At 68.8% G+C, this 23989-nt stretch carries 21 protein-coding genes; 14 read left to right on the top strand and 7 right to left on the bottom strand.

The annotated features are described in order from the left end of the window. Nucleotides 1-8: 8 nt before the first annotated feature. From EV560_RS26475 to EV560_RS26455, 5 genes are read left to right on the top strand one after another with little or no spacing between them, the layout of a single operon-like run. The gene (locus EV560_RS26475; RefSeq protein WP_131858826.1) at nucleotides 9-1139 is read left to right on the top strand and encodes an ATP-grasp domain-containing protein; all 1131 of its coding nucleotides are present in this window, start codon (nucleotides 9-11) and stop codon (nucleotides 1137-1139) included. A gap of 11 nt (nucleotides 1140-1150) precedes the next feature. After that, nucleotides 1151-2029, top strand: coding sequence for a succinate--CoA ligase subunit alpha (locus EV560_RS26470; protein ID WP_131858825.1), 879 nt, complete (start codon nucleotides 1151-1153; stop codon nucleotides 2027-2029). Nucleotides 2030-2058: 29 nt separating this feature from the next. After that, complete coding sequence (locus EV560_RS26465) at nucleotides 2059-2364, top strand: (2Fe-2S)-binding protein (protein ID WP_131858824.1); 306 nt, start codon at nucleotides 2059-2061, stop codon at nucleotides 2362-2364. Further along, on the top strand, nucleotides 2361-3719 hold the full coding sequence (locus EV560_RS26460; RefSeq protein WP_131858823.1) for an FAD/NAD(P)-dependent oxidoreductase: 1359 nt from the start codon (nucleotides 2361-2363) through the stop codon (nucleotides 3717-3719). Before EV560_RS26465 ends, EV560_RS26460 begins: the two co-directional genes overlap by 4 nt. Before the next feature lie 32 nt (nucleotides 3720-3751). Continuing rightward, nucleotides 3752-4936 (top strand): NAD(P)/FAD-dependent oxidoreductase, encoded by a 1185-nt coding sequence (locus EV560_RS26455; RefSeq protein ID WP_165923640.1) that lies wholly within the window; start codon nucleotides 3752-3754, stop codon nucleotides 4934-4936. Between the two features lie 36 nt (nucleotides 4937-4972). Here EV560_RS26455 and EV560_RS26450 read toward each other — a convergent pair whose 3' ends face one another. Continuing rightward, on the bottom strand, nucleotides 4973-6604 hold the full coding sequence (locus EV560_RS26450) for a class I adenylate-forming enzyme family protein (protein WP_165923639.1): 1632 nt from the start codon (nucleotides 6602-6604) through the stop codon (nucleotides 4973-4975). 150 nt (nucleotides 6605-6754) lie between these two features. Here EV560_RS26450 and EV560_RS26445 point away from each other — a divergent pair, with 150 nt between their 5' ends. From EV560_RS26445 to EV560_RS26425, 5 genes are all read left to right on the top strand, one after another. Beyond that, entirely contained in the window at nucleotides 6755-7840 is a 1086-nt protein-coding gene (locus EV560_RS26445) for a hypothetical protein (protein WP_131858820.1), read from the top strand. A gap of 182 nt (nucleotides 7841-8022) precedes the next feature. Continuing rightward, entirely contained in the window at nucleotides 8023-8823 is an 801-nt protein-coding gene (locus EV560_RS26440) for an enoyl-CoA hydratase/isomerase family protein (protein WP_131858819.1), read from the top strand. A 91-nt stretch (nucleotides 8824-8914) separates the two neighbouring features. Beyond that, on the top strand, nucleotides 8915-9964 hold the full coding sequence (locus EV560_RS26435; RefSeq protein WP_131858818.1) for an ABC transporter substrate-binding protein: 1050 nt from the start codon (nucleotides 8915-8917) through the stop codon (nucleotides 9962-9964). After that, nucleotides 9961-11679, top strand: coding sequence for an ABC transporter permease (locus tag EV560_RS26430; RefSeq protein WP_165923638.1), 1719 nt, complete (start codon nucleotides 9961-9963; stop codon nucleotides 11677-11679). Before EV560_RS26435 ends, EV560_RS26430 begins: the two co-directional genes overlap by 4 nt. Nucleotides 11680-11756: 77 nt before the next feature. Continuing rightward, nucleotides 11757-12878 (top strand): ABC transporter ATP-binding protein, encoded by a 1122-nt coding sequence (locus EV560_RS26425; protein ID WP_131858816.1) that lies wholly within the window; start codon nucleotides 11757-11759, stop codon nucleotides 12876-12878. Nucleotides 12879-12988: 110 nt separating this feature from the next. On the opposite strand, the gene EV560_RS26415 is transcribed toward EV560_RS26425, so the two are convergent. Both EV560_RS26415 and EV560_RS26410 read right to left on the bottom strand, forming a co-directional pair. After that, a complete protein-coding gene (locus EV560_RS26415) occupies nucleotides 12989-13411 on the bottom strand; it encodes a PaaI family thioesterase (RefSeq protein ID WP_165923637.1) in 423 nt (140 codons plus the stop codon). 310 nt (nucleotides 13412-13721) lie between these two features. Beyond that, nucleotides 13722-14933 (bottom strand): alpha/beta hydrolase family protein, encoded by a 1212-nt coding sequence (locus EV560_RS26410; protein ID WP_131858813.1) that lies wholly within the window; start codon nucleotides 14931-14933, stop codon nucleotides 13722-13724. A gap of 114 nt (nucleotides 14934-15047) precedes the next feature. Between EV560_RS26410 and EV560_RS26405 the strand changes: the two genes are divergently transcribed. The 3 genes from EV560_RS26405 to EV560_RS26395 all read left to right on the top strand — a co-directional run bounded on the left by EV560_RS26405 (nucleotide 15048) and on the right by EV560_RS26395 (nucleotide 17918). Then, nucleotides 15048-15998, top strand: a complete 951-nt coding sequence (locus EV560_RS26405) for a LysR family transcriptional regulator (RefSeq protein ID WP_131858812.1) — start codon at nucleotides 15048-15050, stop codon at nucleotides 15996-15998. Between the two features lie 94 nt (nucleotides 15999-16092). Beyond that, entirely contained in the window at nucleotides 16093-16872 is a 780-nt protein-coding gene (locus EV560_RS26400; protein WP_131858811.1) for a class II aldolase/adducin family protein, read from the top strand. Nucleotides 16873-16931: 59 nt separating this feature from the next. Beyond that, the gene (locus tag EV560_RS26395) at nucleotides 16932-17918 is read left to right on the top strand and encodes a Bug family tripartite tricarboxylate transporter substrate binding protein (RefSeq protein ID WP_165923636.1); all 987 of its coding nucleotides are present in this window, start codon (nucleotides 16932-16934) and stop codon (nucleotides 17916-17918) included. Nucleotides 17919-17978: 60 nt separating this feature from the next. Here EV560_RS26395 and EV560_RS26390 read toward each other — a convergent pair whose 3' ends face one another. Continuing rightward, entirely contained in the window at nucleotides 17979-18908 is a 930-nt protein-coding gene (locus EV560_RS26390) for a lipid kinase (protein ID WP_131858809.1), read from the bottom strand. Nucleotides 18909-19128: 220 nt separating this feature from the next. Between EV560_RS26390 and EV560_RS26385 the strand changes: the two genes are divergently transcribed. Next, nucleotides 19129-19935 carry a class I SAM-dependent methyltransferase gene (locus tag EV560_RS26385; RefSeq protein ID WP_131858808.1) on the top strand — a complete coding sequence of 269 codons (807 nt, stop codon included), beginning with the start codon at nucleotides 19129-19131 and terminating at the stop codon, nucleotides 19933-19935. 16 nt (nucleotides 19936-19951) lie between these two features. On the opposite strand, the gene EV560_RS26380 is transcribed toward EV560_RS26385, so the two are convergent. The 3 genes from EV560_RS26380 to EV560_RS26370 form a co-directional block, all read right to left on the bottom strand. Continuing rightward, the gene (locus tag EV560_RS26380; protein WP_131858888.1) at nucleotides 19952-20722 is read right to left on the bottom strand and encodes a potassium channel family protein; all 771 of its coding nucleotides are present in this window, start codon (nucleotides 20720-20722) and stop codon (nucleotides 19952-19954) included. Between the two features lie 271 nt (nucleotides 20723-20993). Then, nucleotides 20994-22433 (bottom strand): FAD-binding oxidoreductase, encoded by a 1440-nt coding sequence (locus EV560_RS26375; RefSeq protein ID WP_131858807.1) that lies wholly within the window; start codon nucleotides 22431-22433, stop codon nucleotides 20994-20996. Nucleotides 22434-22775: 342 nt separating this feature from the next. Beyond that, nucleotides 22776-23975 (bottom strand): CaiB/BaiF CoA transferase family protein, encoded by a 1200-nt coding sequence (locus EV560_RS26370; RefSeq protein ID WP_131858806.1) that lies wholly within the window; start codon nucleotides 23973-23975, stop codon nucleotides 22776-22778. Between the last annotated feature and the right edge of the window lie 14 nt (nucleotides 23976-23989).

Genomic DNA, 23989 nt, shown 5'->3' with positions numbered 1-23989 from the left:
CGACGGGCGTGATCAAGCTTCTCGAACACGAGGGCAAGGCCATCCTCGCGTCCTGCGGGGTCGCCATCCCGGCCGGCGCGCTCTACCGCGCGCTGCCCGAGACGCTCGACGGCGCGCTGGTGGTGAAGGCGCAGGTCCTCTCCGGCGGGCGCGGCAAGGCCGGGGGCATCCGCTTCGCGGAGGGGCGCGCGGAGGCGCTGCGCATCGCCGAAGAGATCGCCGCGGGCGAGCTCGCCGGCGCGCCGATCGAGGATGTCTATGTCGAGCGCAAGCTCGCCATCGCGCAGGAATTCTATCTCGCCGCCCTGGTCGACCGCGATCTCGGCATGCCGGTGCTGCTCGCCTCCGCCGATGGCGGCATCGAGATCGAGGCCGTCGCGCCCGGGCGCCTGCTCCGGCAGCCGGTCGATCCGCTGCTCGGCCTGCAGCCCTTCATGGTCGATCGGCTGGTCAGGGGGCTCGGCCTCTCCGGCGAGCCCGCTTCCGCCTTCGCCGAGCTGGTCGGGCAGGTCTATCATGGGCTCTCCGCCCATGATGCCGAGCTGATCGAGATCAATCCGCTGGTCCTGACCGAGGATGGCGCCTTCGTCGCGGCCGATGCCAAGGTCGTGCTCGACGAGGACGCGGCCTTCCGCCATCCCGGCCGCCGCTCTCAGCCCGACGGCACCGCCTTCGAGAACGCGGCGCGCGCGCTCGAGACCATCGGCGTCGAGATCGCCGGCCCCGGCGGCACCGCCGCGATCATGAACGGTGCCGGGCTCACCATGGCGACGCTCGACGAGATCATCGCCCTCGATGGCCGGGTCTCCGGCGTGGTCGAGCTGCACGGCGCCACCATGCATGGCGCGGCCCGCATCGCCGACGTGCTGGAATGCGTCCTGACCCGGCTCGACCCCGCCGTGATCATGGTCAATATCCATTTCCAGTTCCGCAGCCTCGAGACCATCGCCGAGGGCGTCGTCATGGCGATGCAGCGCCTGCCGCAGCTCACTCCCGAGCGCCTCGTCCTGCGGCTGCGCGGCGAGAAGGAGCCGGAGGCGCTCGCGATCCTGGCGGGCAGCGGCCTCACCATCATCCGCGAGTTCGGGCCGGCCTGCGTCGAAGCCGTGCGCCTGGCGCGCCTGCAGACAGCTGCCTGAGGACGACCGCCTTGGCCATCATCGTCGACGAACGCTCCCGCATCCTGATCCAGGGCATCACCGGCCCGACCGGCCGCTCCTATGCACGGCGCATGGTCGCCAACGGCACGCCGCTCGTCGGCGGCGTCGCGCCGGGCCGGCAGGGGCAGGTGGTCGAGGGCGTCCCCGTCTTCGACAATGTCGCCGATGCCGTCGCCGCGACCGGGGCCGACGCCGCCTTGAGCGCCGTGCGCAGCTCGCTTGCCATGGGCGCCGCGCTGGAGGCCCTGGCCGCGGGCATCGGCACGCTGGTCGTCTATACCGAGAACGTGCCGCTGCACGACGCCATCCGCATGCGCGCCTATGCGAGAGCACGCGGGGCCCGGCTGCTCGGCCCGAATTCCGCCGGCGTCATCAGCCCGGGCAAGGCCAATCTCGCCGATCTCAACGATGCGAACCTGCGGCCGGGCCGCGTCGGCATCGTCTCGAAGAGCGGCACGCTCACCTATGAGGTGGTCGACGACATCCAGGCGCGCGGCTTCGGCGAGAGCAGCGTCGTCTGCCTGGGCGGTGACCCGGTCATCGGAACGAGCTATGCCGATGTGCTGCCGCTGTTCGAGGCCGATCCGCAGACCGACCTGGTCATCCTGATCGGCGAGCCCGGCGGGCGCATGGAACATGACGCCATCGAGGTGATCGGCCGGATGTCGAAACCCGTCATCGCCTATATCGCCGCGCAGAACGCCCCGCCGGAAAAGCGCATGGGCCATGCCGGCGCCATCTATGATCGCGGCGACACCACGGCCGCGGCCAAGCTCGCCGCCTTCCGCGCCGCCGGCTGCGAGGCCGTCGGGCGCGTCACCGAAGTCGCCGCCGCGGTGGAGCGGGTCCTGTCCCGCGCCGCCGCCTGACCGTCCCGGACAGCGAGGGAGACGCCGCCATGGGCTCGCCGCTGCTCCTGCGCATCGCCTCCTTCGAGACCAAGCAGGTCCGCTTCACCTGCGACGGCCGGCCGATCGCGGCGCGACAGGGCGAGAGCCTGCTCGCGGCGCTGCTCTCCGCCGGCGATCACCTGCGCCGGCACGAGGGCAATGGCGAGCCGCGCGCCGGCTTCTGCCTGATGGGCGCCTGCCAGGATTGCTGGGTCTGGATCGGCCCCGATCGCCGTGCCCGCGCCTGCACCACGCCGGTCGCCGACGGGCTGCAGGTCTCGACCATTCCGCCCGCGCCAGCGGGCTTCGCGTGACCAGGATCGTCATCGTCGGCGCCGGACCCGCCGGCATCGCGGCGGCGGATGCTCTCTCCGCTGCGCCGGTCGAGGTGACGCTGATCGACGAGGCGGCGCGGCCGGGCGGCCAGCTCTATCGCTCTCCGGCGCCCGGGCTGAAGCTCGACATGTCCCGGCTGCTCGGCTCGTCCCATGGCGCCTATGCCGCCTTTCACGACAAGGCCGCCGGCCTGTGCCGGCGGCTGGACTATCGGCCCGGAACGCTCGTCTGGAGCATCCATGGCGGCGCGGTGCATCTCGCCTCGGCCTCGGGCGCCGCCGCGCTCCCCTATGATGCCCTGATCCTCGCCACCGGCGCGACCGACCGGATCATGCCGGCGCCGGGCTGGACGCTGCCCGGCGTCTTTACGCTCGGCGGCGCGCAGGCCCTGCTCAAGGACCAGGGCGTCGCCATCGGCCGGCGGGTCGTCTTCTGCGGCAGCTCGCCATTGCTCTATCTCGCCGCCAGCCAGTATCTGCGCATGGGCGTAAAGGTGGCGGCGGTGATCGACAGCACGCCCTTCGCGGCCAAGCTGCGCGCCCTGCCGGACATGGCCCGCGCGCCCGCCACCCTGGCGGCCGGCCTGCGCGCCATGGCCGAGCTCCGGCTCGGCGGCGTTCCCATCCACCAGGGTGCGCGGATCGAGCGCTTCGAGGGCGAGGAGCGGCTCGCCGCCGTGCAATGCCGCGCCGGCGCTGGCCAGTTGGTCCGGATCGCCTGCGATGCCGCCGCCTATGGCCATGGCCTGCGGCCAGAGGCCCAGCTCGCCGAGCTCGCCGGCTGCGAGCTGCGCTACGACCCGGTCCAGCGGCTGCATCTGCCGGTCATCGATGGCGACGGGCGTGCGGGCGAGCGCCTCTACATCGCCGGCGATGGCGGCCATATCGGCGGCGGCCAGGCGGCGAGCCTGTCCGGAGCGCTCGCCGCCGCCGCCCTGCTCGACGATCTCGGCCTGCCGGCCTCCGATGTCGATCGTGCCGGCTCTCGCCGGAGCCTGGCCCGGCTGCGCGGCTTCCCGAACGGCATCGCGGCGGCGTTCCGCTGGCCGCGCGAGCAGGTCGTGGCGCTCGCCGACGACACCATCCTCTGCCGCTGCGAGAATATCCGTGTCGGCGAGGTCCGGGCGGCGCTGCGCCAGCCGATGGCCAGCCCCGACGCCAACCGGATCAAGGCGGTCAGCCGCTGCGGCATGGGCCGCTGCCAGGGCCGGTTCTGCGGTCCGGCGCTGGCGGAGCTCGTCGGTGCCGGCCATGCCGGGGAGCTGGACAGGCTGCGCGCCCAGGCGCCGATCAAGCCGCTCCCGATCGCCCTGGCAGGGGAAGCCGCGCCATGAGCGGGCTGGAGCATTTTCGAGCGGAAAATGCTGTGGACGCCGAGGTCGCGATCGTCGGCGGGGGGCTGATCGGCTGCATGACGGCCCATGAGCTGCGCCGGCGCGGACGCTCCGTCCTGGTGCTCGAGCGCGGGCTCCTCGGCGGCCAGTCCAGCGGCGTCAGCTTCGGCAGCCTGCGGCTGCAGGGACAGCACGCACCCGAATTGCCGCTGGCGCTGCACGCACAGGCGCTTTGGACGGAGGTCGAGACGCTGATCGGCGAGAGCGTCGAATTTGCGGGGCATGGCCATGTCCATTTGGCTGTTGACGACGCGCAGGAGGCCCGCCTCGCCGGCAATGCCGAGCATGGCCGGGCCTTCGGGCTGCCGATCGAGCTGATCGGCCGGCAGGAGGCCATCCGGCGCTGGCCCTTCCTCGGCGCGAGCGTGCGCGCCGCATCCTTCTCCGCGCGCGATGCCGTCGTGAACCCGCGGCTCGTCGCGCCGGCCTTCGCCCGGGCGGCGCAGCGCCTCGGCGCCACGATCTGCGAGCGCGTCGAAGTGCTCGCCGCCCGGCACGATGCCGGAGGCTTTGCCCTGCAGTGCCGGGACCGGGACGGCGCCGAGCGGACTCTGCGTGCCGAGGTCCTGGTCAATGCCGCGGGCGCCTGGAGCGGGACGCTCGCCGGATGGTTCGGCGAGACCATCCCGCTCTTCGCCGCCGGCCCCGCCGAGATGGTGACCGAGCCGGTGCCGCGCTTCGTCGAACCGACCATGCATGTGGTCGACGGCAGCGTGCTGTTCCGCCAGACGAGCCGCGGCAATGTCGTGATCGGCGGCCATCCGCGCATGAGCGTCGATGCGACGACGCGCAGGACGCGCGTCCCACCCGACAAGATGTTGACCAATCTTGGCCGGCTGGTCGCGATCGCGCCGCATCTGCGCGCCTATGCGGTGATCCGCAGCTGGACCGGCATCGAAGGCTATCTCGAGGACATGATGCCGGTGCTCGGCCCCAGCGCCACGACGCCAGGCCTTTTCCATGCCTGTGCCTTCAGCGGCCACGGCCTCCAGCTCGGGCCGGCCGCGGCGAAGGCCCTGGCCGAGCTCATCACGACCGGCGCGACGGCGCTGCCGATCGCTCCCTTCGGCATCGGCCGCTTCTCGGCGGAGGGGCGCCGGCAGGTGCATTCGCTGGCCGAGGAGTTCCAGGACGACGTGCTGCATCGCCCTGGTTAGAGCGTCGGACCGGTATCCACTTCGCTCGAGAATGCTTCAGAGCCAGCCGCCGGTCATGCGGTCCCAGCTTCCCGCCCGCAGGTCGGTTTTCTCGGCGACGAGATCGGGCTTGCGCACCTTGCCGCTGGTGGAGCGGGGCAGGGGCGCGCTGCGATACTCGATGAAGCGCGGCACCTTGAACGAGGCCAGGCGCCGGCTGCATTGCGCGATGATCTGCTCCGGCGGCAGGTCCTCGACGCTGCGGCCCTCGCCGAGGACGATATAGGCCTTGACCTCCTCGCCGCGCAGCGCATCCGGAACCGGCAGCGCGGCCGTCTCGGCGATGCCGGGGATGGCGAGCAGGGCGGCCTCGACCTCGGTCGCCGAAATATTCTCGCCGGCGCGCCGGATCATCTCCTTGATGCGCCCCTGGATGGTGACGAAGCCGTGCTCGTCCTGCACGGCGAGATCGCCGCTGCGGAACCAGTCGCCATGGAAGGCGGCGGCGGTGGCGTCCGGCCGCTTGTAATAGCCCTGGAGCATGCCCGGCCCGCGGATCAGCAATTCGCCGCTGCTGCCGGGCGGGACGGTGTTGCCGGCGGGGTCGGCGATGCGCACCTCGCGGAACGGGCCGGCGATGCCGCAGGAGCCGGAGCCGACCATCTCGGCCGCCTCGATCGGCATCATCAGCCCCGTCCCGATCTCGGTCATGCCGAAGGCGGCCCGCGCCGGGAAGCGGAAGCGGCGCTCGAGCTCGGCATGGAGGTCGCGCCGGTGGACGGCGAGATTGCCCCGGATCAGGCTGAGCTCGCCATCCTCAGGCTGCGGCGGCACCTGCGCGACGATGTCGCTTGGAAACCAGCAGAATTCGATCTGATAGTGCCGGAGCCATTCGGTGAAGCGGGTCAGGCTGAGATAGGGCGCGACATGGAGCGTCGCGCCGTGGAAGAAGGCCATCAGCATCAGCCATTGCGGCGTCATGTAGAAAAACGGGTTCGACGACATGATGCGCCGGTAATGCAGCCCGTCGCTGTCGGCATAGGCCTTGGCGCAGGTCAGCCAATAGCGCTGCGACAGCATGCAGCCCTTCGGCCAGCCGGTGGTGCCGGAGGTGTACTGGATGTTGAGCAGGTCATCGAGCCCGGGCGCGCGGGCCGGGCTGAACGGCTCGGCCGGCCTATCGGCGAGCGCCTGCCAGGACAGGAGGCCGGGCAGGGCGCTCGCGCCGACCGCGATGGTCGTCAGCCCCGCGATCGCGGCCGGCATCATCTCGAGATGTCCGGTGAAATCGGTGTGAATGACGAGATGGCTCGCCTCGCTGTCGGTCAGGACATAGTGCAGCTCATGCGCGGTGTAGCGCGTGTTGATCGGCACCATCACCGCGCCGATCGCGGCCAGGGCGAGCCAGGTGATCGGCATCTCCGGCACGTTCGGGAGCATGACGCCGACATGGCTGCCATGTTCGACGCCAGCCTCGGACAGCCCCGCCGCCAGCCGGTGCACGCTCCGCAGCAGCTCGGCATAGGTGAGCTCACGGCCCGTCTCGATGAAATGGAGGGCCGGCGCGGCCGGATGCGCGGCCGCCGCGCTCTCCAGCAACGCCATCACGTTTGGGGGAAGCGTCTCCTCGCCGATCCGCCGATAGCGTTCGCGCGCGGCGGCCAGCCAGTCGAAATCCCTGCTCTCCATCGTCATCTCCGCAGCGCCGCCCTCCGCGCCTCGATATCCGCCGGTTCCTGCGTGGCCGTCATAGACACCCTATGATTATTTTAGTATCTCTATGCGATATTCAATAGCGAAATAATAGCGCTCTTTTGGGTGCTGATCGCGGAGCGCGGCATGGCCACGAAAGCCGACATCCTGATTTTCGGAACGGGCAATTTCGCAGCCCGCATCCTGTTCGACCTGGCGGCGACCGGGCCGGCCGGCCTCAGCGTCGCGATCGCCGGCCGCAACGAGGACAGGCTGGCCTGGCTGCGCACCGCGGCCCGCGCACGGGCGGCGATGTTCGGCACGGGCGTGAGCATTGCCGAGCACCGGCTCGATCCCTTGTCGGGCGAGGCCGTGAGCGGCCTTCTCTCCGCGCTCGCGCCGCGGCTGGTCGTCAATACCGCCTCGATCCAGGGCGGCAGGACCACGACCGACCGGCCCGACGGCTGGGCCAGGCTCGTCCAGAAGGCCGGGCTCGGCATCTCCGCCGTCCTCCAGGCCAGGATCTCCGCCGTGATCGCCGCTTGCGTCGCGGCGACGGCGCCGGGCGCGGCCTTCGTCAATTGCTGCTACCCCGATGTCGTCAATCCGATGCTCGCCGCGGCGGGGCTGCCGATCACCTCGGGCATCGGCAATGTCGCCATCCTCGCCCATGCCTTCACCGGCGAGCTCGGGCCGGGGCAGGGCGGCCTGCGCATGCTGGCGCAGCACGCGGCGCTCTCGGCCTTCCGCCGGCGCGCCGAGGAGCGGACCGGCCCGGCGCCGCTGCGGCTCTGGCTGGGCGGGCAGGAGGTGGCGGATATCTTCGAGCGCTTCGCCTCGGTGAAGCTCGCGCCGGAACCGGTCATCGATATCTCCGGCGCCTCCGGCGTGCCGTTCTTCATCGCCCTCGTGCAGGGACGGGACTGGCACGGCCACCTGCCCGGACCGAACGGCCTGTCCGGCGGCTATCCGGTGAAGCTGGCGGGCGGACGGCTCGAACTCGATCTGCCGGAGGGACTCTCGGCCGAGGACGCCGTCGCCTGGAACATACGCTTCGAGGAGGCCAATGGCGTCGTGGTCGGACGGGACGGGCGCGTCCGCTACACCGGCCGCGTCGAGGCGGCTTTGCGGGAGGTCAGCCCCGAGCTGGCGGGGGGCTTCGACATGGCGGAATTCGCTGCGGCCTATGAGGCCTATTCGGCGCTGTCCACGGCCTTGCGGGAGCGTGCCTGAAAAATCCGACCTGCCGATTGAACGGTTTGACAAACACGGTTTCGCACCGCACACTCCGGTTGAAAGTATCGCATAGAGATAATTCACATCGCATGAATTGTTGACTGGGTGCCGTAACGGGCTGCAATCTGCCGCTTTCCAAACCGGTTCCCAGCCCATCGACCGTCTTGGTTGGAGGTCCAATGGCAGGCGCCGCAGAGCCCGATCACATTCGCTACGAATGCCGGGACCGCATCGCGACGATCACCTTCGATCGGCCGCAGAAGCTCAATGCCTTCGACGACGCCATGGTGATGCGGCTGGCGGAGGTCCTGCACGAGTTCGATGTCGATCCGGAGGCGGATGTCGCGGTGCTGCGCGGCGAGGGACGCGCCTTCTGCAGCGGCGCCGACGTCCATCAGCGGCAGCTGCGCAGCGATGACGAGCTGAAGAAGCATGGCGGCCCCCAGGGCTGGGGCGCCCATAGCGGCGACCTGTTCACCCGCGCGATCAACTGGAAGCCGATCATCACGGCGCCGCATGGCTTCGCGGTCGGGCTCGGGCTCGCGATGGTCCTCGAAAGCGACATCGTCGTCGCCGAAGCCGGCACGAAGTTCCAGGTCACCGAAACCTCGCGCGGCCTCTCCTCGGCGCGCCACTGGGCGCTGCTCGCCTATCGCGGCCTGCGCTCCTTCGCCACCGAGGTCTCGATCACCGGCCGCTTCTTCACGGCGGAGGAAGGGCAGGCGGCCGGCGTGATCGATCGCGTCGCGCCCCCGGGCCAACATCTGGAGGAGGCCTATGCCATGGCCCGGGCGATCGCCGCCAATCCGCCGCTGAGCGTGCGGGCGACGGTCCGGGCCCGGCGCTGGTACATGGATCAGGCGGAGCGGGAGGCCTATCTGCAGACGCTCCCGCTCAAGCTGCACCTGACCGAGGATTTCCGGGAGAGCGCACGGGCCTTCGCCGAGAAACGCAAGGCCGGACCGTTCAAGGGCCAATGAGCTCCTCGGGCCAATGAGCTCCTCGGCGGTCCGCTCGCAACAGAACGGCCCGCCTTTCGCATAACCAACGACAAGGGGAAAGGACTGGCCGATGACCACGAAATCCGAAATTCCGTTCCGGCTCACCCGCAGGTCGCTGCTCCAGGCCGGCGCGGTCGCGGCAGGCGCGCTGCCGTTCCTGCGCGCGGTTCCCGCGAGCGCCGCCAGCGACCCGAAGGTGATCGAGGCCGCCAAGAAGGAAGGCACGGTCAGCCTCTACAGCTCGGCCTCGACCGGCCCGTCCAACGGCATCGCCGAGGCTTTCAAGAAGAAATACGGCATCGAGGTCACGGTCTACCGCGCCGGCTCGTCCGATCTCGCGACCCGCGTCCAGGGCGAGGAAAAGGCCGGCCGGCCCCAGGCCGATGCGCTGATCATCGAGGAGCCGGCGCTCAGCCTGCTGATGCCGTTCCTCGCCAGCTACGACTCGCCGGAGCGGGCGGAGATCCCCGCCGAGTACAAGGCGCCGCAATACACGCTGATCCGGATGTATACGGCGCAGATCGGCTGGAACAGCAACGCCGTCAAGGCGGATGCGGCGCCGAAGGACTGGAAGGACCTGCTCGACCCGAAATGGAAGGGCCGGTTCGGCTCGCTCGATCCGCATGTCACCGCGACGACGCTCGCCTGGCAGGTCATGGTCGACGAGCTCTACGGGCCGAGCTTCCTCCAGCAATTCGGCGCCAACCAGCCCAAGCTCTATGCCAGCACCAACGCCATGTCGCAGGCGATCGTCTCCGGCGAGATCGACCTCGGCCTGACCAACTCCTTCGGCGTCATCCAGATGGCCGAGACCGGCGCGCCGATGGGCGGCGTGACCCCGAAGAACACCGTGCTGTTCGGAGGCAATGTCGCGATCTTCGCGAAGGCCCCGCACCCGAACGCGGCGCGGCTGTTCTGCGACTTCGCCTGCTCGGCGGAGGGCCAGACGGTGATCAACGTCGCCGGCGCCACCATCCCGACCCATCCCGGGGCCTCGGCGCCGAAGGCGGGCAATCTCGCCGAACTCGCCAAGAGCCACGTCTTCACGCAGCCCGACTACAAGAAGATCCTCGCCGACACGCCCAAGCTCCTCGCGGAATGGGAAAAATACGTCAGATGACGGCAGCCGGGCATGCGGCGGCCGCGCCGCAAGCGAAGCGCCGGCTTCCGGCGAGGGAGCGCGCGCTCTTCGCGGCCATCGCCCTCCTGGCGGTGGTCATGGTCAGCTATCCGGTCGTGCTGGTGTTCCTGCGCAGCATCTCGACCGGGGATATCGGCAGTCCGCTGACGCTGGAATGGCTGTCGGCGCTGGTCGATTCCGGCCGCAGCCGCGAGGCGCTGATCAATACGGCGATCTACACCGCCGGCTCCTCGAGCCTCGCCATGATCCTCGGCGTCGGGCTGTCCTTCCTGGCCGCGCGGACCGACATGCCGGGCAGCCGCATCCTCGGCCTGATGGCGATGATGCCGATCCTGGTTCCGCCCTTCATCCTCGTCGTGGGCTGGGTGGCGCTCGCCGACCCGAATGCGGGCCTGATCAATATCGCCGCTTCCGCGCTGGCCGGCCCGCGCACGGTCCTCGTCAACATCAACACGATGCCGGGCCTGATCTGGATGACCGGCCTCTTCCTGACGCCCTATGTCTACCTGCTCGTCGCCGCGGGCTTCCGGAACTGCGACCCGGCGATGGAAGAGGCTGCACGCGTGTCGGGCGCGAGCCGCCTGCGCCTGCTGACGACGGTCATCCTGCCGCTGCAGCGGCCCGCCCTCCTGGCCGCCCTGCTGCTCGTCGTGATCATGAGCGCCGGCGATTTCATCATCCCCTCGACGGTCGGCCTCAAGGCGCGCATCTACATGCTGCCGAGCCTGATCTGGCAGAACGAGAGCTCGTTCCCGCAACGGCCCGGGCTCGCCGCGGCGCAGTCGATGCTCCTCGTGGTGATCGGCCTGGTCTGCATCTATTTCCAGCGCCGGGCGCTGCAGCGCGGCGGGCGCTACACGCTGGTCGCCGGCAAGGGCGCCAATGTCAGCCAGTTCGCGCTCGGGCGGCTGCGCTATCCGCTCACGGCGCTCGCCTTCCTCTTCGCCCTGTGCTCCTCCGTCCTGCCGATCCTGGCGGTCGGCTGCATGGCCTTCATGCGCTTCTGGGCGCCCTATGCGATGAAGCTGGAGAACGTCACGCTCCGGCATTTCCACTATATGCTGTTCGAGTATCCGCAGGTCTGGCCCTCGGCCCGCCACAGCCTGCTGCTCGGCGTGCTCGGCGCCTCCCTGTGCGTGCTGCTGGCCCTGGCGCTCTGCTGGTACATGGTCCGCATGCGCGGGCGCTTCGCCGGGCTGGTGCAATATGCCATGGTCATCCCGCTCGGCGTGCCCGGCATCGCGCTCGGCGTCGGCATCCTCAGCTTCTGGATCCTCGTTCCGGGCGGCATCTACGGCACGCTCTGGATCCTGCTGCTCGCCTATGTGACCGCCCATATCCCGGTCGCGATCCAGTTCGTCGGCAGCGCCCTGCACCGCATCCACACCGATCTGGAAGAGGCCTCCCGCATCTCCGGCCGCTCCCTGATCGGCACCATCCGGCGCATCGACCTGCCGCTGATGCGCCCGGCCCTGATCGGCTGCTGGCTCCTGATCTATGTCGTGATCCTGCGCGAGATCTCGCTGGTGATCCTGCTCTACAATCCCAGCACCATCGTGCTCTCGGTCGGCCTCATGGATGTCTGGGGCAGCGGCTTCTATCCCGAGCTGGCGGTCTATTCGCTGCTGCTGATGGTGCTCGGCCTGATACCGGTGGCACTGCTGTCGCGCTACGCGCAGTTCAGCGCCGATTGAGACCCCGATTGTCGCCTATGGACGACGAAATGGCTGACGCGAAACATGGCTGACTTCAAACATGGCTGACTTGAAACATGGCTGACTTGCAACATCTGGCGACCGGCACAGAAGCGAGCAGCGTCGCGGTCAAGGGCCTGACCAAGGGCTACGGCCCCGGCGGCGTCGTGCGCGCGCTCAACGAGTTCACGCTGGACTTCCCGGCCGGCGAATGCACCGTCCTGCTCGGTCCGAGCGGCTGCGGCAAGACGACCGTGCTGCGCTCCATCGCCGGCCTGCTGCCGCCGGACCAGGGCCGCATCGAGATCGGCTCCGATATCGTCTTCGATGCCGCGACGGGCGTCCTGGCGCCGCCCGAGAAACGGCGTCTCGGCATGGTCTTCCAGAGCTACGCGCTCTGGCCGCATCTCAGCATCGCCGACAATATCGGCTACCCGCTCGCCGCCGCCAACCTGCCGAAGCAGGCGATCCAGGCCCGCACCGAGGCGATGCTCGAGTGGATCGGGCTCGTCGGCATGGGCGGCCGCTTCGTGCACGAGCTCTCCGGCGGCCAGCAGCAGCGCGTCTCGCTCGGCCGGGCGCTCGTCGGCAATCCGCGCGCCGTGCTGTTCGACGAGCCGCTGTCCAATCTCGACGCGCGGCTGCGCGAGCGCATGCGGCTCGAACTGCTCGCCCTGCGGCAGCGGGCGCCCTTCACCTCGATCTATGTCACGCATGACCAGCTCGAGGCGATGACGCTGGGCGACCGGGTCGTGGTGATGCGCGCCGGCACGATCGAGCAGGTCGGCACGCCGGAGGATGTCTACAAGCGGCCGAGGACGCGGTTCACCGCCGATTTCATGGGCATTCCGAACCTGGTCGACGGTGTCGTGCGGGCGTCCCTGCCGGATGGTGCCGTCGTCGAGACCGTGCTCGGGCCGCTCAGGACCCGCGGCTGGCGCGGCGGCTGGGCCGATGGCGACCGCTGCACCGTCGCGGTGAGGCCGACCCTGCTCTCGATCAGCGCCGGAGAGAGCGATGGCGCGCGGCCCGGCCGGGTGATCCGCAGCGTCTTCCAGGGCACCAGCACGATCCATGTCATCGATATGGCGGGAACCGAGCTCACGCTCGAATCCTTCTCCGAGGAGCGGCATGCCGACGGAGCCGCCATCTCGGTGGCGCCGGTACCGGGCGCCGTCTTCGCCCTTCTCGACGATTGAGCGCAGCCGCCTTGTGAGGCCCGACCGGGCCTGGCTCGCGGACATGGCCGAAGCGGGTTTTCGCGGGACGATCGAGGCCGCGATCGCAGCGCACCGGATAAGGCGTCCCGTCACGCTCCCGCAGGCGCGCTCCCGGTCCGCGTCGCCTTGAAGATCAGATTGGCCGTCGCCACGATCTCATCGGCGACGAACAGGCGTGCCTCGAGGAAGACCATGCTGCGCGTGGTCTTCACGATCTGGCAATCCAGCTCGAGCAGGTCACCGATCCGCACGGGGCCGATGAATGACGTCGCGAGATGCACGGTGACATGGGGCCTGCCCGTCGCTTCCGCGACGAGCGTTCCGGCCACCTCATCGACAAAGGCCGTGATCACGCCGCCATGCACGAAACCGGCACCATTGCTGTGGTCCGAGCGGGCGCGCAGGGCATAGCGCTGGCGCTCTGCCTGGCATGTGCGGCGCAGCGGGCCAAAATGCTGCGTGAATTCATTGAGCGCAGGGGCTTCGCACCAATCGTCGACGGCCTCAGTCACTGTCGTTCCCCTGACGCTGGATCGTTCGACCAGATATCCTATCCGGTCCGGTGATCCAGCTTCCTGTTGTCGCATCGGCTTTTCCCGAAAGCCGCGATCCACGTATCGGGCCGATGCGCCGGAGCATTTTCGAGCGAAGTGGATGCCGGTTCGCGTGAAGAAAATGCTTCAGGACAAATCGATAACGAATTGTCGCGATTCGGAGAAACGCGGACATGCTCAAGCTTTTCGCCATCGCCCGATGCGGCCTGTAGTCTCCGGGGCGAGCCTGCGCGCCCAGCCTAGCCGTCAGAGTCGCGAGGACTACCGCTCACAGGCCGAAGCGCTCATCCAGCCAGTCGAGCACACGCCGGTTGAGCAAGGACCGGTTCGCCATCTCGCAATGGCCGCCTGCGCCCTCGGCTGCAGTGAAGCGGAGCAGGTCCTTCGGACAGGTCAGCGCCTCATGGAAGGCGCCCGCGCCGGCCGCCAGGATGTCGCCGTCGGCCTGCGTGATCAGCGTCGGGCAGGAGATCGCCTCGGCGCGTCCCGCCATCGTGAACAGCTCGGCCGAGGCGAAATAGTCGCGCAGGCTGTCGACGCCATGGGTCCAGAAGCCGCGCCGGACGACTTTCCAGTTGAGCAGGGGGTTCTGGCGGATCGTCGCGTCGATCTTGGCCATGGTCGCATCGTCGAGCGCGCCGAGATCCGCCGCCGCGCCGGCGGGCACGCCGAACTGGCGGATGATCAGGTCGCGAAAGCCGTCCGCGATGCTCCACAGGCCCGGATCCGCGATCAGCGCGGCGATGCGCTTCTCGCCGGATGCGGCGCGTGGCGCGAGATAGCCGCCAAGGCTCCAGCCTGACAGGGCGACGCGGCTCATATCGACGCGCGGCAAGGTCTCCGCGAAATCGACGACCGCCTTGATGACGGTCTCCCAGTCGGGCCGCAGGCTCGTCCCGCCCTCGTAGAGCATCGCGCCCTGGCCGGGGCCGTCGAAGATAAGGCTGTGATAGCCGCGCCGGGAGGCCGCGACCGCGCAGGCGAAATAGGTGTCGACGATCGTCCCGTCATAGCCGTTGGTGAAGATGATCAGCGGCCGGGTCCCGCTTTCCGCGTTCTGCGCCGGAATGAGATAGCCCGGCAGCGAGAGCCCGCCGAACGGGATCGCGACCGGCCCGCTCGGATGCGGCCCGAGGGCGAGCCCCTTGTCGAAGGCCGCCCTTTGCTTGCGCCAGGCCAGGAGCAGGCGCGGATCGACCGGCGAGCCATAGAGCGGCCGGAATGACGAACCGTAGCAGACGCTGGCCCGCAACCAGGTCTCGCGCGCGCTGGTGACATGTCCCTTGGCGAGGAGGGCGTCCGCCTCATCGGCCATCCGCTCGCCGGCCGCGACCCAGGCCGCGTAGAACGCATCGTCGCCGCCGTCGCCGGTCGCCTCCGCCACAGCCCGGATCTCGCCGAAATCCGGTCCGCCGAACGCGATATAGCCATGGGCCCAGACGAAGTCGTTATGCATCTCGTTGCGGAAAAAGCCGGCCATCATTCCCCCCGGACGCTCAGGATGCACCGCGTCTGCCCGGATCGACCTCTATCATGGCCGGCTCGCGCGTGGCAGGCTCGCGGCTCGATCGTTGCCTGATGCCACGGAGCGGGTGTGAACCTCCGCCAGCTGAAGTATTTCGTCCGCGTGGTCGAAGCCGCCAACATGACGCGCGCGGCCGATGAGCTGCGGCTTGCGCAACCGGCGCTCGGCATGCAGATCAAGCAGCTCGAGGAAGGCCTCGGCGTCGCCCTGCTGACGCGCCATTCGCGCGGGGTCTCGCCGACGGCCGCGGGCGAAAAACTGTTCCGGCGCGCCGTCGAGATCCTCGACCTCGTCGAGCTCGCGCGCCGGGAGGTCTGCGAGGACGCGCGCGAGGCCGTCCGGTTCGGGTTGACGCCGAGCCTGATGCAGATCATCGGACCGGAACTGCTGCTGCTGGTCTCGGAGCGCGCGCCGCAGCTCGTCCTCAGCCTGACCGAGGAGATGAGCCATCTCCTGGTGGACAGCCTGCACCGGGCCGATCTCGACCTGATCCTGGCCTATGAGGTCCCGGACCTGCCCGGCTTCTGGAAGCGGGCGATCTATCAGGAAGACCTCGTGCTGGTCACGGCTGCTGGAGAGAGGGCGGCGGGGCAGGCGGACCAGCCTCCGGTCACCTTCGCGCAGGCCCTGGCCCGCCCGCTCATCCTGCCGGAAGCGCGCGACGGCGTGCGCTCCCTCGTCGAGAAGACGGCGGCCGAGCACGGCCTTCCCGTCAGGCTCGCGCACGAGGTTCGCTCGATCTCCGGCATCAAGACCCTGGTTGCCCGCGGTTCCGCGGCCGGCATCCTGCCCTATGGCACCGTTCTCGCCGAGGTCTCGGCCGGAACACTCTTCGCCCAGCCCATCGTCGCGCCGGCGCTGCGGCGCACGCTCTACCTCGCGGGCTCGCGCAAGGCAGGTCAGCTCGCCGCGCTGCCGACCATCCGCGCGGCGGTCGGCGCGGCGATGCGGACGCTGTCGGCGGCCATGCTCGGCCTGGGGCAGCCGCTCCCGGCCAGCGAGCCATCGCAAAACGCTTAGCGCTGACCTAAGCGCTTCGCATTGGATTTTGCCCGGCGTTCGGGATGATCCTGTCCTCGACGACGCAATGTCCCGTCTGTCTCGAGGTCATCCCATGCTGTCGAACTCCACCAAGGCCAGCGAGACCGCGCTCCAACACTATTCCCCGGAGCTCGACGCGATGGTCGCCGAGCTCGTCCTCGCCAGCCGCATCCTGGCGCGCGAAGGCATCGTCGACAGCTTCGGCCATGTCTCGGCCCGCCATCCGCACGACCCGGATCTCTACCTGATGCCGAGGGTCCGTGCGGCCGAGCTGGTCACGGTGCAGGACATTCTCGTCTTCGACCGCGATGACGCCCTTGTCTCGTCGCGCGAGGCCCGCGCCTTCGCCGAGCGCAGCATCCATGGCGCGATCTACCGGGCCCGGCCCGATGTGCTGGCCATCTGCCACCACCATGCGCCCGCCATCATGCCGTTCTGCACCAGCAGCTGCGCGCTCGTTCCCGTCTTCCATCTCGGAGCGACCATGGGCGCGACGGTGCCGCTCTGGGACAGCCAGGACGAGTTCGGCGACACGAACCTGCTCGTCTCGACCAGGGCGCAGGGCGAATCCCTCGCCAACGCCCTCGGGCCGAACTGGACCGTGCTGATGCGCGGCCACGGCGCGACCGTCGCCGGGCGCTCGCTCCGCGAACTGACCTTTCGGACGATCTATGGCGCCCGCAATGCCGATGTGCAGCTGAAGGCGGCACAGCTGGGCGGGGTTCGTCGGTTGACGGAAGCCGAGGCGAAAGCCGCCGAAGAGTTCAACCTGACGCCCTTCGCCATGGACCGCGCCTGGGAGCAATGGACCCGGAATGTCCAGCAAGCCGGCGATGTCCCGGCCGATCATTAGCTAGCGAACGAATTCCAGGCGGACTGAATAACAACGCGCCAGCAGACCGGGAGGTCAACATGTCCCAGCAGATATCTCGCCGTGCCTTTCTCGCCGCTGCCGGCGCCGGCGCCATCGGCCTGCCGGCCCTGGCCCAGAGCCCGGGCGCCTTTCCGATCCGACAGGTTCAGCTCATCGTCCCCTATCCGGCCGGAGGCGCGGTCGATCTCGCGGCGCGGCTCGTCGCGGAGAAGCTGCGTCTCGAATTCGGCCAGCCGGTCGTCGTCGAGAACCGGCCCGGCGCCAATGGCATGGTCGGGGCCGCGGCCGTCGCACGCGCTGAGCCCGATGGCTACACGCTGCTGATGGCGCCGCGGGAGGTGTTCGGCATCAACCCGATCCTGATGCCGCAGCAGGCGATCGATGGACGGCGCGACTTCGCCTATGTCGGGGTGGTCGCCACGGGGCCTTACGTCCTCATCGTCAATCCCGGGCTCGGCGCCAATAGTTTCGCCGAGTTCGCCTCGCTGGCGAAGGGACGCGAGCTCGCCTATGCGAGCTTCGGCAAGGGCAGCATGGCGCATCTCAACATCGAGGCGCTGGCCCGAAGGCTCGGCGTCAAGATGGTTCACGTGCCTTATCGCGGCGCGCCGCCGGCCGTCGCCGCGGTCGCGACCGGTGAGGTCGCCCTGACCATCGCGACACCGCCGGCGGCCCTCTCCCTGATGCAGGACGGGAAGGTGAAGGCGCTCGCGGTCGGTGACAAACGCCGGCTGCCGCAAATGCGGGATGTGCCGACGATGATCGAGCTGGGCATCTCCGACGATCCGCTGATCCCCAATTTCTTCGGGCTGGTGGCGCCTGCCGGAACGTCTGGAGCGGTCGTCGAGCGCCTCAATGCCAGCGCGGCACGCGCCATCGCCGCGCCCGAGATCGCGGCCAGGCTCGAGGCCAGCGGGCTCGTCCCGGCGCCCGGCTCGCCGTCGGAGATGGCAAGCCTGGTCAATGACGACATCGAACGCTTCGGCCGGCTGATCCGCGAGCTGGACATCAAGGTCGGCGAGTAGCCGGAGCTACGGGCGGGGCAGGGGCGGGCGGGCCCTGCGGCCAACCCACCTTGGCCAGCCTCAGCGGTGGAACAGCGGCATCCGCATGGGCTGCGCGCACGGATCGGCCTCGGGCGCGAAGATCGCGACGGCCTGCGGATGGACCTTGAAATGGGCCGGCGTCGCCGTGACGATCTCGCCATCGGTGTTCACCGGCATCGGCCGCCGGGTCAGGATGTCGAATTCGACGCAGCGCGCGGTGCGGACCTCCTGCCAGGCGCCATGCGTGCCCGACCGGAATGAGCGCAGCATCAGCGCCAGCTTCCAGAGGTTGCTGAGTTCGAGGCTGTAGAGATCGAGACGGCCGTCGTCGATCTCGGCATCGTCGCGCACGACATTGCCGCCGCCATAATGCCTTCCGTTGCCGATCGCGATCTGGAACGTGTCGACCTCGGTCGTCCGGCCCTTCTCGGTGATCGTGGCGTGGAAGCGCGAGGCCCTGGTCAGCACCTTGGCGGCCGCGAGCGCATAGCCCAGGCGGCCGAAGCGCTTCTTCAGCTCCGGGTCGAGCCCCTGCGCGAGCTCGCTGCTGAGGCCGATGCTGGCGACGTTGAAGAAGGCGTGGCCGTTGACCGTGCCCATGTCGATGCGGCGCGTCTGTCCCCGTGCGATCACCCCGGCCGCCTCGGTCAGGTCCATCGGGATCGCCAGGGTCCGGGCGAGGTCGTTCGCCGTGCCCATCGGCAGGATGCCGAGCGGCAGGCCGCTTTCCATCACCGCCATCGCCCCTGAGGAGATCGAGCCGTCGCCGCCGCAGATGATGATCAGGTCGGCGAGGCTGCGCAGCCGCACGATATCGCGGGCGATCTCCGGCAGGGCTTCGAAGGTCTCGAGGGTGACCTCGATCCCGCCGCGCTCCAGCTGCCTGAACGGACCCTCGAGCGATTCCTGGCCACGCCGCGCCTTCGGGTTGCGCAGGACCAGGGCGCGCTTGCGATCAGGCTGTGTCATCGGGAGCTTTCATGTGGCGGGGATAGCCGGGCTCAGTTGGGCAGAGGTCACTTGGGAGCAGCGGCGCGCGGATTCAACCGTGCCGCGGCGGCTCTGTCTTCCGCCATGATCGTCCGGGAATACCAGGGCACGCGCGGTCCGCGCGACCATGTTACAGTCCATCCGCGATAGAGCGGAGCAAGTCTCATCGAGGTGGCAAGTCAATCGAGGGGGGTAAGTCATGGAGACCGCACAACTCCGATACAATTGGACTGATGCCGATATCTACGAAGCCTTCATGGGGCGCTGGAGCGAATATCTGGCGGGCCCGTTTCTCGCCCGCGCCGATCTCGCTCCGGGCGCTCGCGTCCTCGATCTGGCCTGTGGCACAGGCGTCTTGAGCAAGGCCCTGGCCGAGGCGGGCGCACAGGTGGTCGGTGTCGATGCATCCGAGGGCTACCTGGAAGGCGCCCGCCTTCGCCGGCCGCACCCTCATGTCAGCTATGAACAGGGCGATGCCCGCCACCTGCGCTTCGACGATAACGCATTCGATGCCGCCGTTTCGACGCTGGCGCTCGACGTCATTCCGGAGGTCGAGCAGGTCGTTGCCGAGATGAAGCGCGTTACCCGTCCGGGCGGCGTGGTCGCCTCCGCGGTGACGCAATTCTTCGGCGGCATGCCCGCCTTCGATCTCGTCTACAATACCGGCGCCGTGCTCGAGAGCGCCGCCGCCAGGATGAGATCGGCGCGGGCAGGGCGCACGCAATTCTGGCCCGGCGGCCAGGCGGCGCTGTGGCGCAAGCTCGGCCTTGCCGAGGTGACCGAGATCCCGGTCGTCGTGGATTGCGAGTATCGCTCCTTCCAGGACTATTGGGTGACCTTCACCGACGGGCCTGGCAGCGTCACCGCCATGCTGATGGGGCTGTCGAGCGGCGCCCGCGCCGCGATCGAGCAGCATGTGCGCGCCGGATACCTGGTCGGCCTGCCCGACGGACCGCGCTCGTTCCCCATGATCTTCCGTGTCGTGCGCGGCCTGGTCCCGGCCTGAGCGGCGCAGCGAGGGGTCAGTTCGCGCCCTCGTCGGGAATGGCCAGGATGCGGCCGCAATGCTTGCAATGGACCGCATCGATATCGTGGATCTGCAGGGCGCAGTCGGGGCACTCGAACCGGATCTTGTTCGGGCGGAAAACCGCTTGCAGGAGCCGCAGGAAGAGCGCGACGCCGACGACCATGATGACCACGGAGATCAGGCGTCCGCCCGGCCCGACCAGTGTGATGTCGCCGAAGCCGGTGGTGGTGAGCGTCGTGATCGTGAAGTAGAGCGCGTCGATATAGCCTGCGATCTGTGGGTTGACGTCGTTCTGGGAGACATAGACCAGCGAGGTCACCACGAAGATGAACACTGTCAGGTTCAGCGTTCCCTGGATCACGTCCTCGTAGCGCCGGAACCAGGGAGAATCGGACCTCAGGTCGCGCAGCAAATGGTAGGAGCGCAGCAGGCGCAGCGCCCTGACGACCCGCAGGAAGCCCAGGTTATCCGTGAGTGCCGGCAGCAGCAGGGAGCCGATCACGACGAGATCGGCCGCTGTCGACAGGGACAGGAGATGTCTGAGCGGGTGATTTCCGGCATAGAGCCGCGCCGCCAGTTCCACGGCCAGGACGACGCCAAGCGCGAAATCGACCGGCACGATCCAGCCTGCGTCGCCGACCGATGCGGACAGGATGAAGAGCCCGATGGTCAGAAGATCGAAGACGACCAGGCCATAGCGAAAACGCCGAGCCCGCCGATCATCTCCGAAGTAGAGACTGCGAAGGAGTGCGCGGGCGCCGGACATCTGAAGCAAGATCAATCGCCCTGTGGGGTCCGGACTGGAACTCGGCGCCGGCCATCGATCTTCCTGTTCCGAGCCTCATCTCACAATAGCCGATTCCAATGAATGCATTGGAAAAGCGCCCCTTCGTCAACGCGAAGCTGGGGGCTTCGTGAGTGTCCGGCGACACCTCCTCACTGTTCCAGGCCGGCCGGGATCGCCGGGCGGCAATCCTCTGCCGCCCGGCGACGGCTCGAAGCCATCCGGCTTCGAGCATGCGCGTGCCCGACCAGGCTCAGGCGGCCTTGGTGCTCCTCGCCGGCATGACATTCTGGTTCATGCGGAACAGGTTGGCGGGGTCATAGCGCTGCTTCAGCATGGCAAGGCGCTGATAGCTGCCGCCATAGGCCTCCTGGACGCGATCGACCTCGTCGGCCGGCATGAAGTTGATATAGGCCGTCCCGACGGAAAACGGCCTTGCGGCGTCGAAGAGCGCGCGCGCCCAGCCGATGCAGGCCTGGTCCATCTCCCGTTCGCGCCAGCGCGCATGGATATTCATGACGAAATGCGAGCTGCGCTGCGGAAACGCCGTGGCATCGGCGGCGACACGGCCTGCCTCGCCGCCGACATGAGCGATGAAGATCTCGCATTCCGGGCCCGGCAGGCTCCTGGCCGCGCCGACCAGCAGGCTGATCGTCTTGTCCCCGAGAGAGGCAAAGTCGTGGCTCTTCCAGTAGTTGCGGGCGCCGGGCGCGAGCAGCGGGTCGAAAGCCTGTTGCCATGCCGTGAACGGCGCGGGCCCCACGACATCGGCGATCGGGGTGCCGATCGAGCGTAGCCTCGCGGTCGCCTTCTCGCCTTCGGCCATATCGCCGCAATAGCACATGGCCAGGATCAGCACCTCCTTGCCGTGCCATTCCTCCGGGAGGAACGGCAGCGGCGGCGCCTGCCGCATCACCGCCCAGCAGGTCAGCTCGTCCGGGGCGAGCTCGAGCGCCTGGCGGTATTCCTTGAGGACCGTTTCGGCGTCGGCGAGCGGGTGCACGACGAGGCCGGACAGGACCTGGGGGCCGAGCTTGTGCAGGCGGAACTCGAAGGCCGTCACCACGCCGAAATTGCCGCCGCCACCGCGCAGGCCCCAGAACAGGTCCGGCTCCTGCGTCGCGCTGGCGCGCCTGACTTCGCCATCGGCCGTCACCACCTCGACCGAGACCAGGTTGTCCAGCGTCAGGCCGAATTTCCGGGTGATCCAGCCGAAGCCGCCGCCCAGCGTCAGCCCGGCGATGCCGGTGGTGGAATTGACGCCGGTCGGCACGATCAGCCCGGCCGCCTGCGTTTCCTTGTCGAGATCGGCGAGGGTGGCGCCGGGCTCGACCCAGGCACGCTGGTTCGAGGCATCGACGCGGACCGATTTCATTGCGGAGAGATCGATCATCAGGCCGCCATCGCAGACCGCGTTGCCGGCAATGCCATGGCCGCCGCCGCGCACTGAGACGAGCAGCCCGTTATCGGCAGCGAAACGGACCGCGCTGACGACATCCATGGTGGTCCTGCAGCGAATGATCAGCCCGGGCCGGCGATCGACCATCCCGTTCCAGATCGCGCGCGCGTCGTCATAGCCGGCATCGCCGGCAGCGAGGATGCTGCCGCTCAATTGTGACGCAAGCGCTTCGACGACCGAACTCGCGATGGTCGTCTTTCCGGCCGTCAGTGTCGTGAGGCTGTATCCGGACATAATCGCTCCTCCCGAATGGGTGCTTCGAGCTTCGCCCCCCAGGGCGGACCGGAAACTGCGTCCGTTCGTGGCCCCGAACAGTGATTCAGCTCACACTGTCGGGCGCCTCGAAGCCTCGAGCGGAGATCTCTCGGCCCGGTCATGGCGGGACGTCTGGATCCGTCGGCTGGCAGGCGGCGGATCGTGGCGAGCCCTGGCTCAACCGAGCCTGGACAAAGGGTCTCGATCACGGTGCGCAGGATCGAGAATCCCTGCGTTCCGGCAGCGGGTCAACGATTTGTTTTGGCGCATTTGCTTCACGCGAACCGCCCGCCGCTTCGCGCGAAAATGCTCCAGGGGCGCTCACTCCACCTGCGCGATCGCCCTTGAGGACAGGAGCGCCTCGATCTCGTCGGCCCGAAACCCGGCTTCGCGCAGGATCTCGACCGAGTGTTCGCCGACCAGCGGCGCGGGACGCTCGATCCCGGCCGGCGTCTCCGAGAAGCGGACCGCCGGCCCGACGACCTGCACCGTGCCGGCGCGCGGATGCTCGTAGCTCTGCAGCGTGCCCATATGGCGCACCTGCGGATCGTCCTTGACCTGGCTATGGGTCTGGACCTGCCCGCACCAGATATCGACCGCGAGCATGGCTTCGAGCAATTCCTGCGTCGTCCAGGTCCTGGTCAGGGCGGCGATGCGCTCCCAGATCTCGTCGCGCTTGTCGAAAAGCAGCTTGGGGTCGTCATAGGCGAGCAGGCTGTCGTCGCCGAGCACGCCGACGAGCCTGGCGAAGGGGCTCATCGCGATCGTCACCCAGCCATCCGAGGTCGGGTAGACGCCGAACGGCGCGTCCATGCCGGGATGGCCGATGCCGGATTTCGGCCGGACGAAATCTCGGCCGAAATTCAGCGCCGCCAGCATCTCCTGGCCCTGATGCGCCAGCAGGCCGCTCATCAGGTCGACCTGGATCTCCTGGCCCTTGCCCGAGCGCTCGCGCCAGTAGAGCGAGCCGAGAATGCCGTAGACCATGTTCATCGCGCCGATCTGGTCGGCGAAGCCCGCGCCGACCGGCACCGGCGGCCCGTCGCCGCGGCCGGTGGCGGCGGCGAGCCCGGTCAGGCCCTGGATCAGCATGTCCTGGCCGGGACGGTCGACATAGGGCCCGTCCTGGCCGTAGCCCGAGCCCGAGCAGTAGATGATGCGCGGATTGACGCGCCTGAAATCCTCGTAGCCGAAGCCGAGCTTGGCGAGCACGCCGGGCCGGAAGTTCTGGACGACGACATCGGCCGTCTCGGCCAGCCGGTAGAGCACGTCCTTCGCCTCCGGCGCCTTCAGGTCGACGGCGATCGAACGCTTGTTGCGGTTCCAGGCCAGGAAGTTCGGGCTCTCGCTGCCTCCGACCCATTGGTTGTTGAAGGTCAGCGTGCGGAAGAGATCGCCCTGGCCGGGGCGCTCGACCTTGATGATGTTGGCGCCGAGATCGCCGAGGAGCTGCGTCGCGAACGGCCCCTGCAGCAAATGGCTGAAATCGAGGATGGTGACGTCTTCGAGGGCTTTGGCCATGGGTCCTTCCGCCT

Source organism: Allobosea sp. BK604 (genome assembly GCF_004341515.1).
Taxonomy (GTDB): Bacteria; Pseudomonadota; Alphaproteobacteria; order Rhizobiales; family Beijerinckiaceae; genus Allobosea.
The sequence above is the reverse complement of the archived record's forward strand: the minus strand, read 5'-3'. Positions and strand labels throughout refer to the sequence as shown.

What these genes read in the sequence shown, in the direction of transcription:
- EV560_RS26400 (WP_131858811.1), top strand. Translation starts at nt 16,093, where the DNA reads ATGCTGTCGAACTCCACCAAGGCCAGCGAGACCGCGCTCCAACACTAT.
- EV560_RS26385 (WP_131858808.1), top strand. Translation starts at nt 19,129, where the DNA reads ATGGAGACCGCACAACTCCGATACAATTGGACTGATGCCGATATCTAC.
- EV560_RS26375 (WP_131858807.1), bottom strand. Translation starts at nt 22,433, where the DNA reads ATGTCCGGATACAGCCTCACGACACTGACGGCCGGAAAGACGACCATC.
- EV560_RS26390 (WP_131858809.1), bottom strand. Translation starts at nt 18,908, where the DNA reads ATGACACAGCCTGATCGCAAGCGCGCCCTGGTCCTGCGCAACCCGAAG.
- EV560_RS26465 (WP_131858824.1), top strand. Translation starts at nt 2,059, where the DNA reads ATGGGCTCGCCGCTGCTCCTGCGCATCGCCTCCTTCGAGACCAAGCAG.
- EV560_RS26430 (WP_165923638.1), top strand. Translation starts at nt 9,961, where the DNA reads ATGACGGCAGCCGGGCATGCGGCGGCCGCGCCGCAAGCGAAGCGCCGG.
- EV560_RS26370 (WP_131858806.1), bottom strand. Translation starts at nt 23,975, where the DNA reads ATGGCCAAAGCCCTCGAAGACGTCACCATCCTCGATTTCAGCCATTTG.
- EV560_RS26425 (WP_131858816.1), top strand. Translation starts at nt 11,757, where the DNA reads ATGGCTGACTTGCAACATCTGGCGACCGGCACAGAAGCGAGCAGCGTC.
- EV560_RS26380 (WP_131858888.1), bottom strand. Translation starts at nt 20,722, where the DNA reads ATGTCCGGCGCCCGCGCACTCCTTCGCAGTCTCTACTTCGGAGATGAT.
- EV560_RS26450 (WP_165923639.1), bottom strand. Translation starts at nt 6,604, where the DNA reads ATGGAGAGCAGGGATTTCGACTGGCTGGCCGCCGCGCGCGAACGCTAT.
- EV560_RS26435 (WP_131858818.1), top strand. Translation starts at nt 8,915, where the DNA reads ATGACCACGAAATCCGAAATTCCGTTCCGGCTCACCCGCAGGTCGCTG.
- EV560_RS26410 (WP_131858813.1), bottom strand. Translation starts at nt 14,933, where the DNA reads ATGGCCGGCTTTTTCCGCAACGAGATGCATAACGACTTCGTCTGGGCC.
- EV560_RS26395 (WP_165923636.1), top strand. Translation starts at nt 16,932, where the DNA reads ATGTCCCAGCAGATATCTCGCCGTGCCTTTCTCGCCGCTGCCGGCGCC.
- EV560_RS26445 (WP_131858820.1), top strand. Translation starts at nt 6,755, where the DNA reads ATGGCCACGAAAGCCGACATCCTGATTTTCGGAACGGGCAATTTCGCA.
- EV560_RS26440 (WP_131858819.1), top strand. Translation starts at nt 8,023, where the DNA reads ATGGCAGGCGCCGCAGAGCCCGATCACATTCGCTACGAATGCCGGGAC.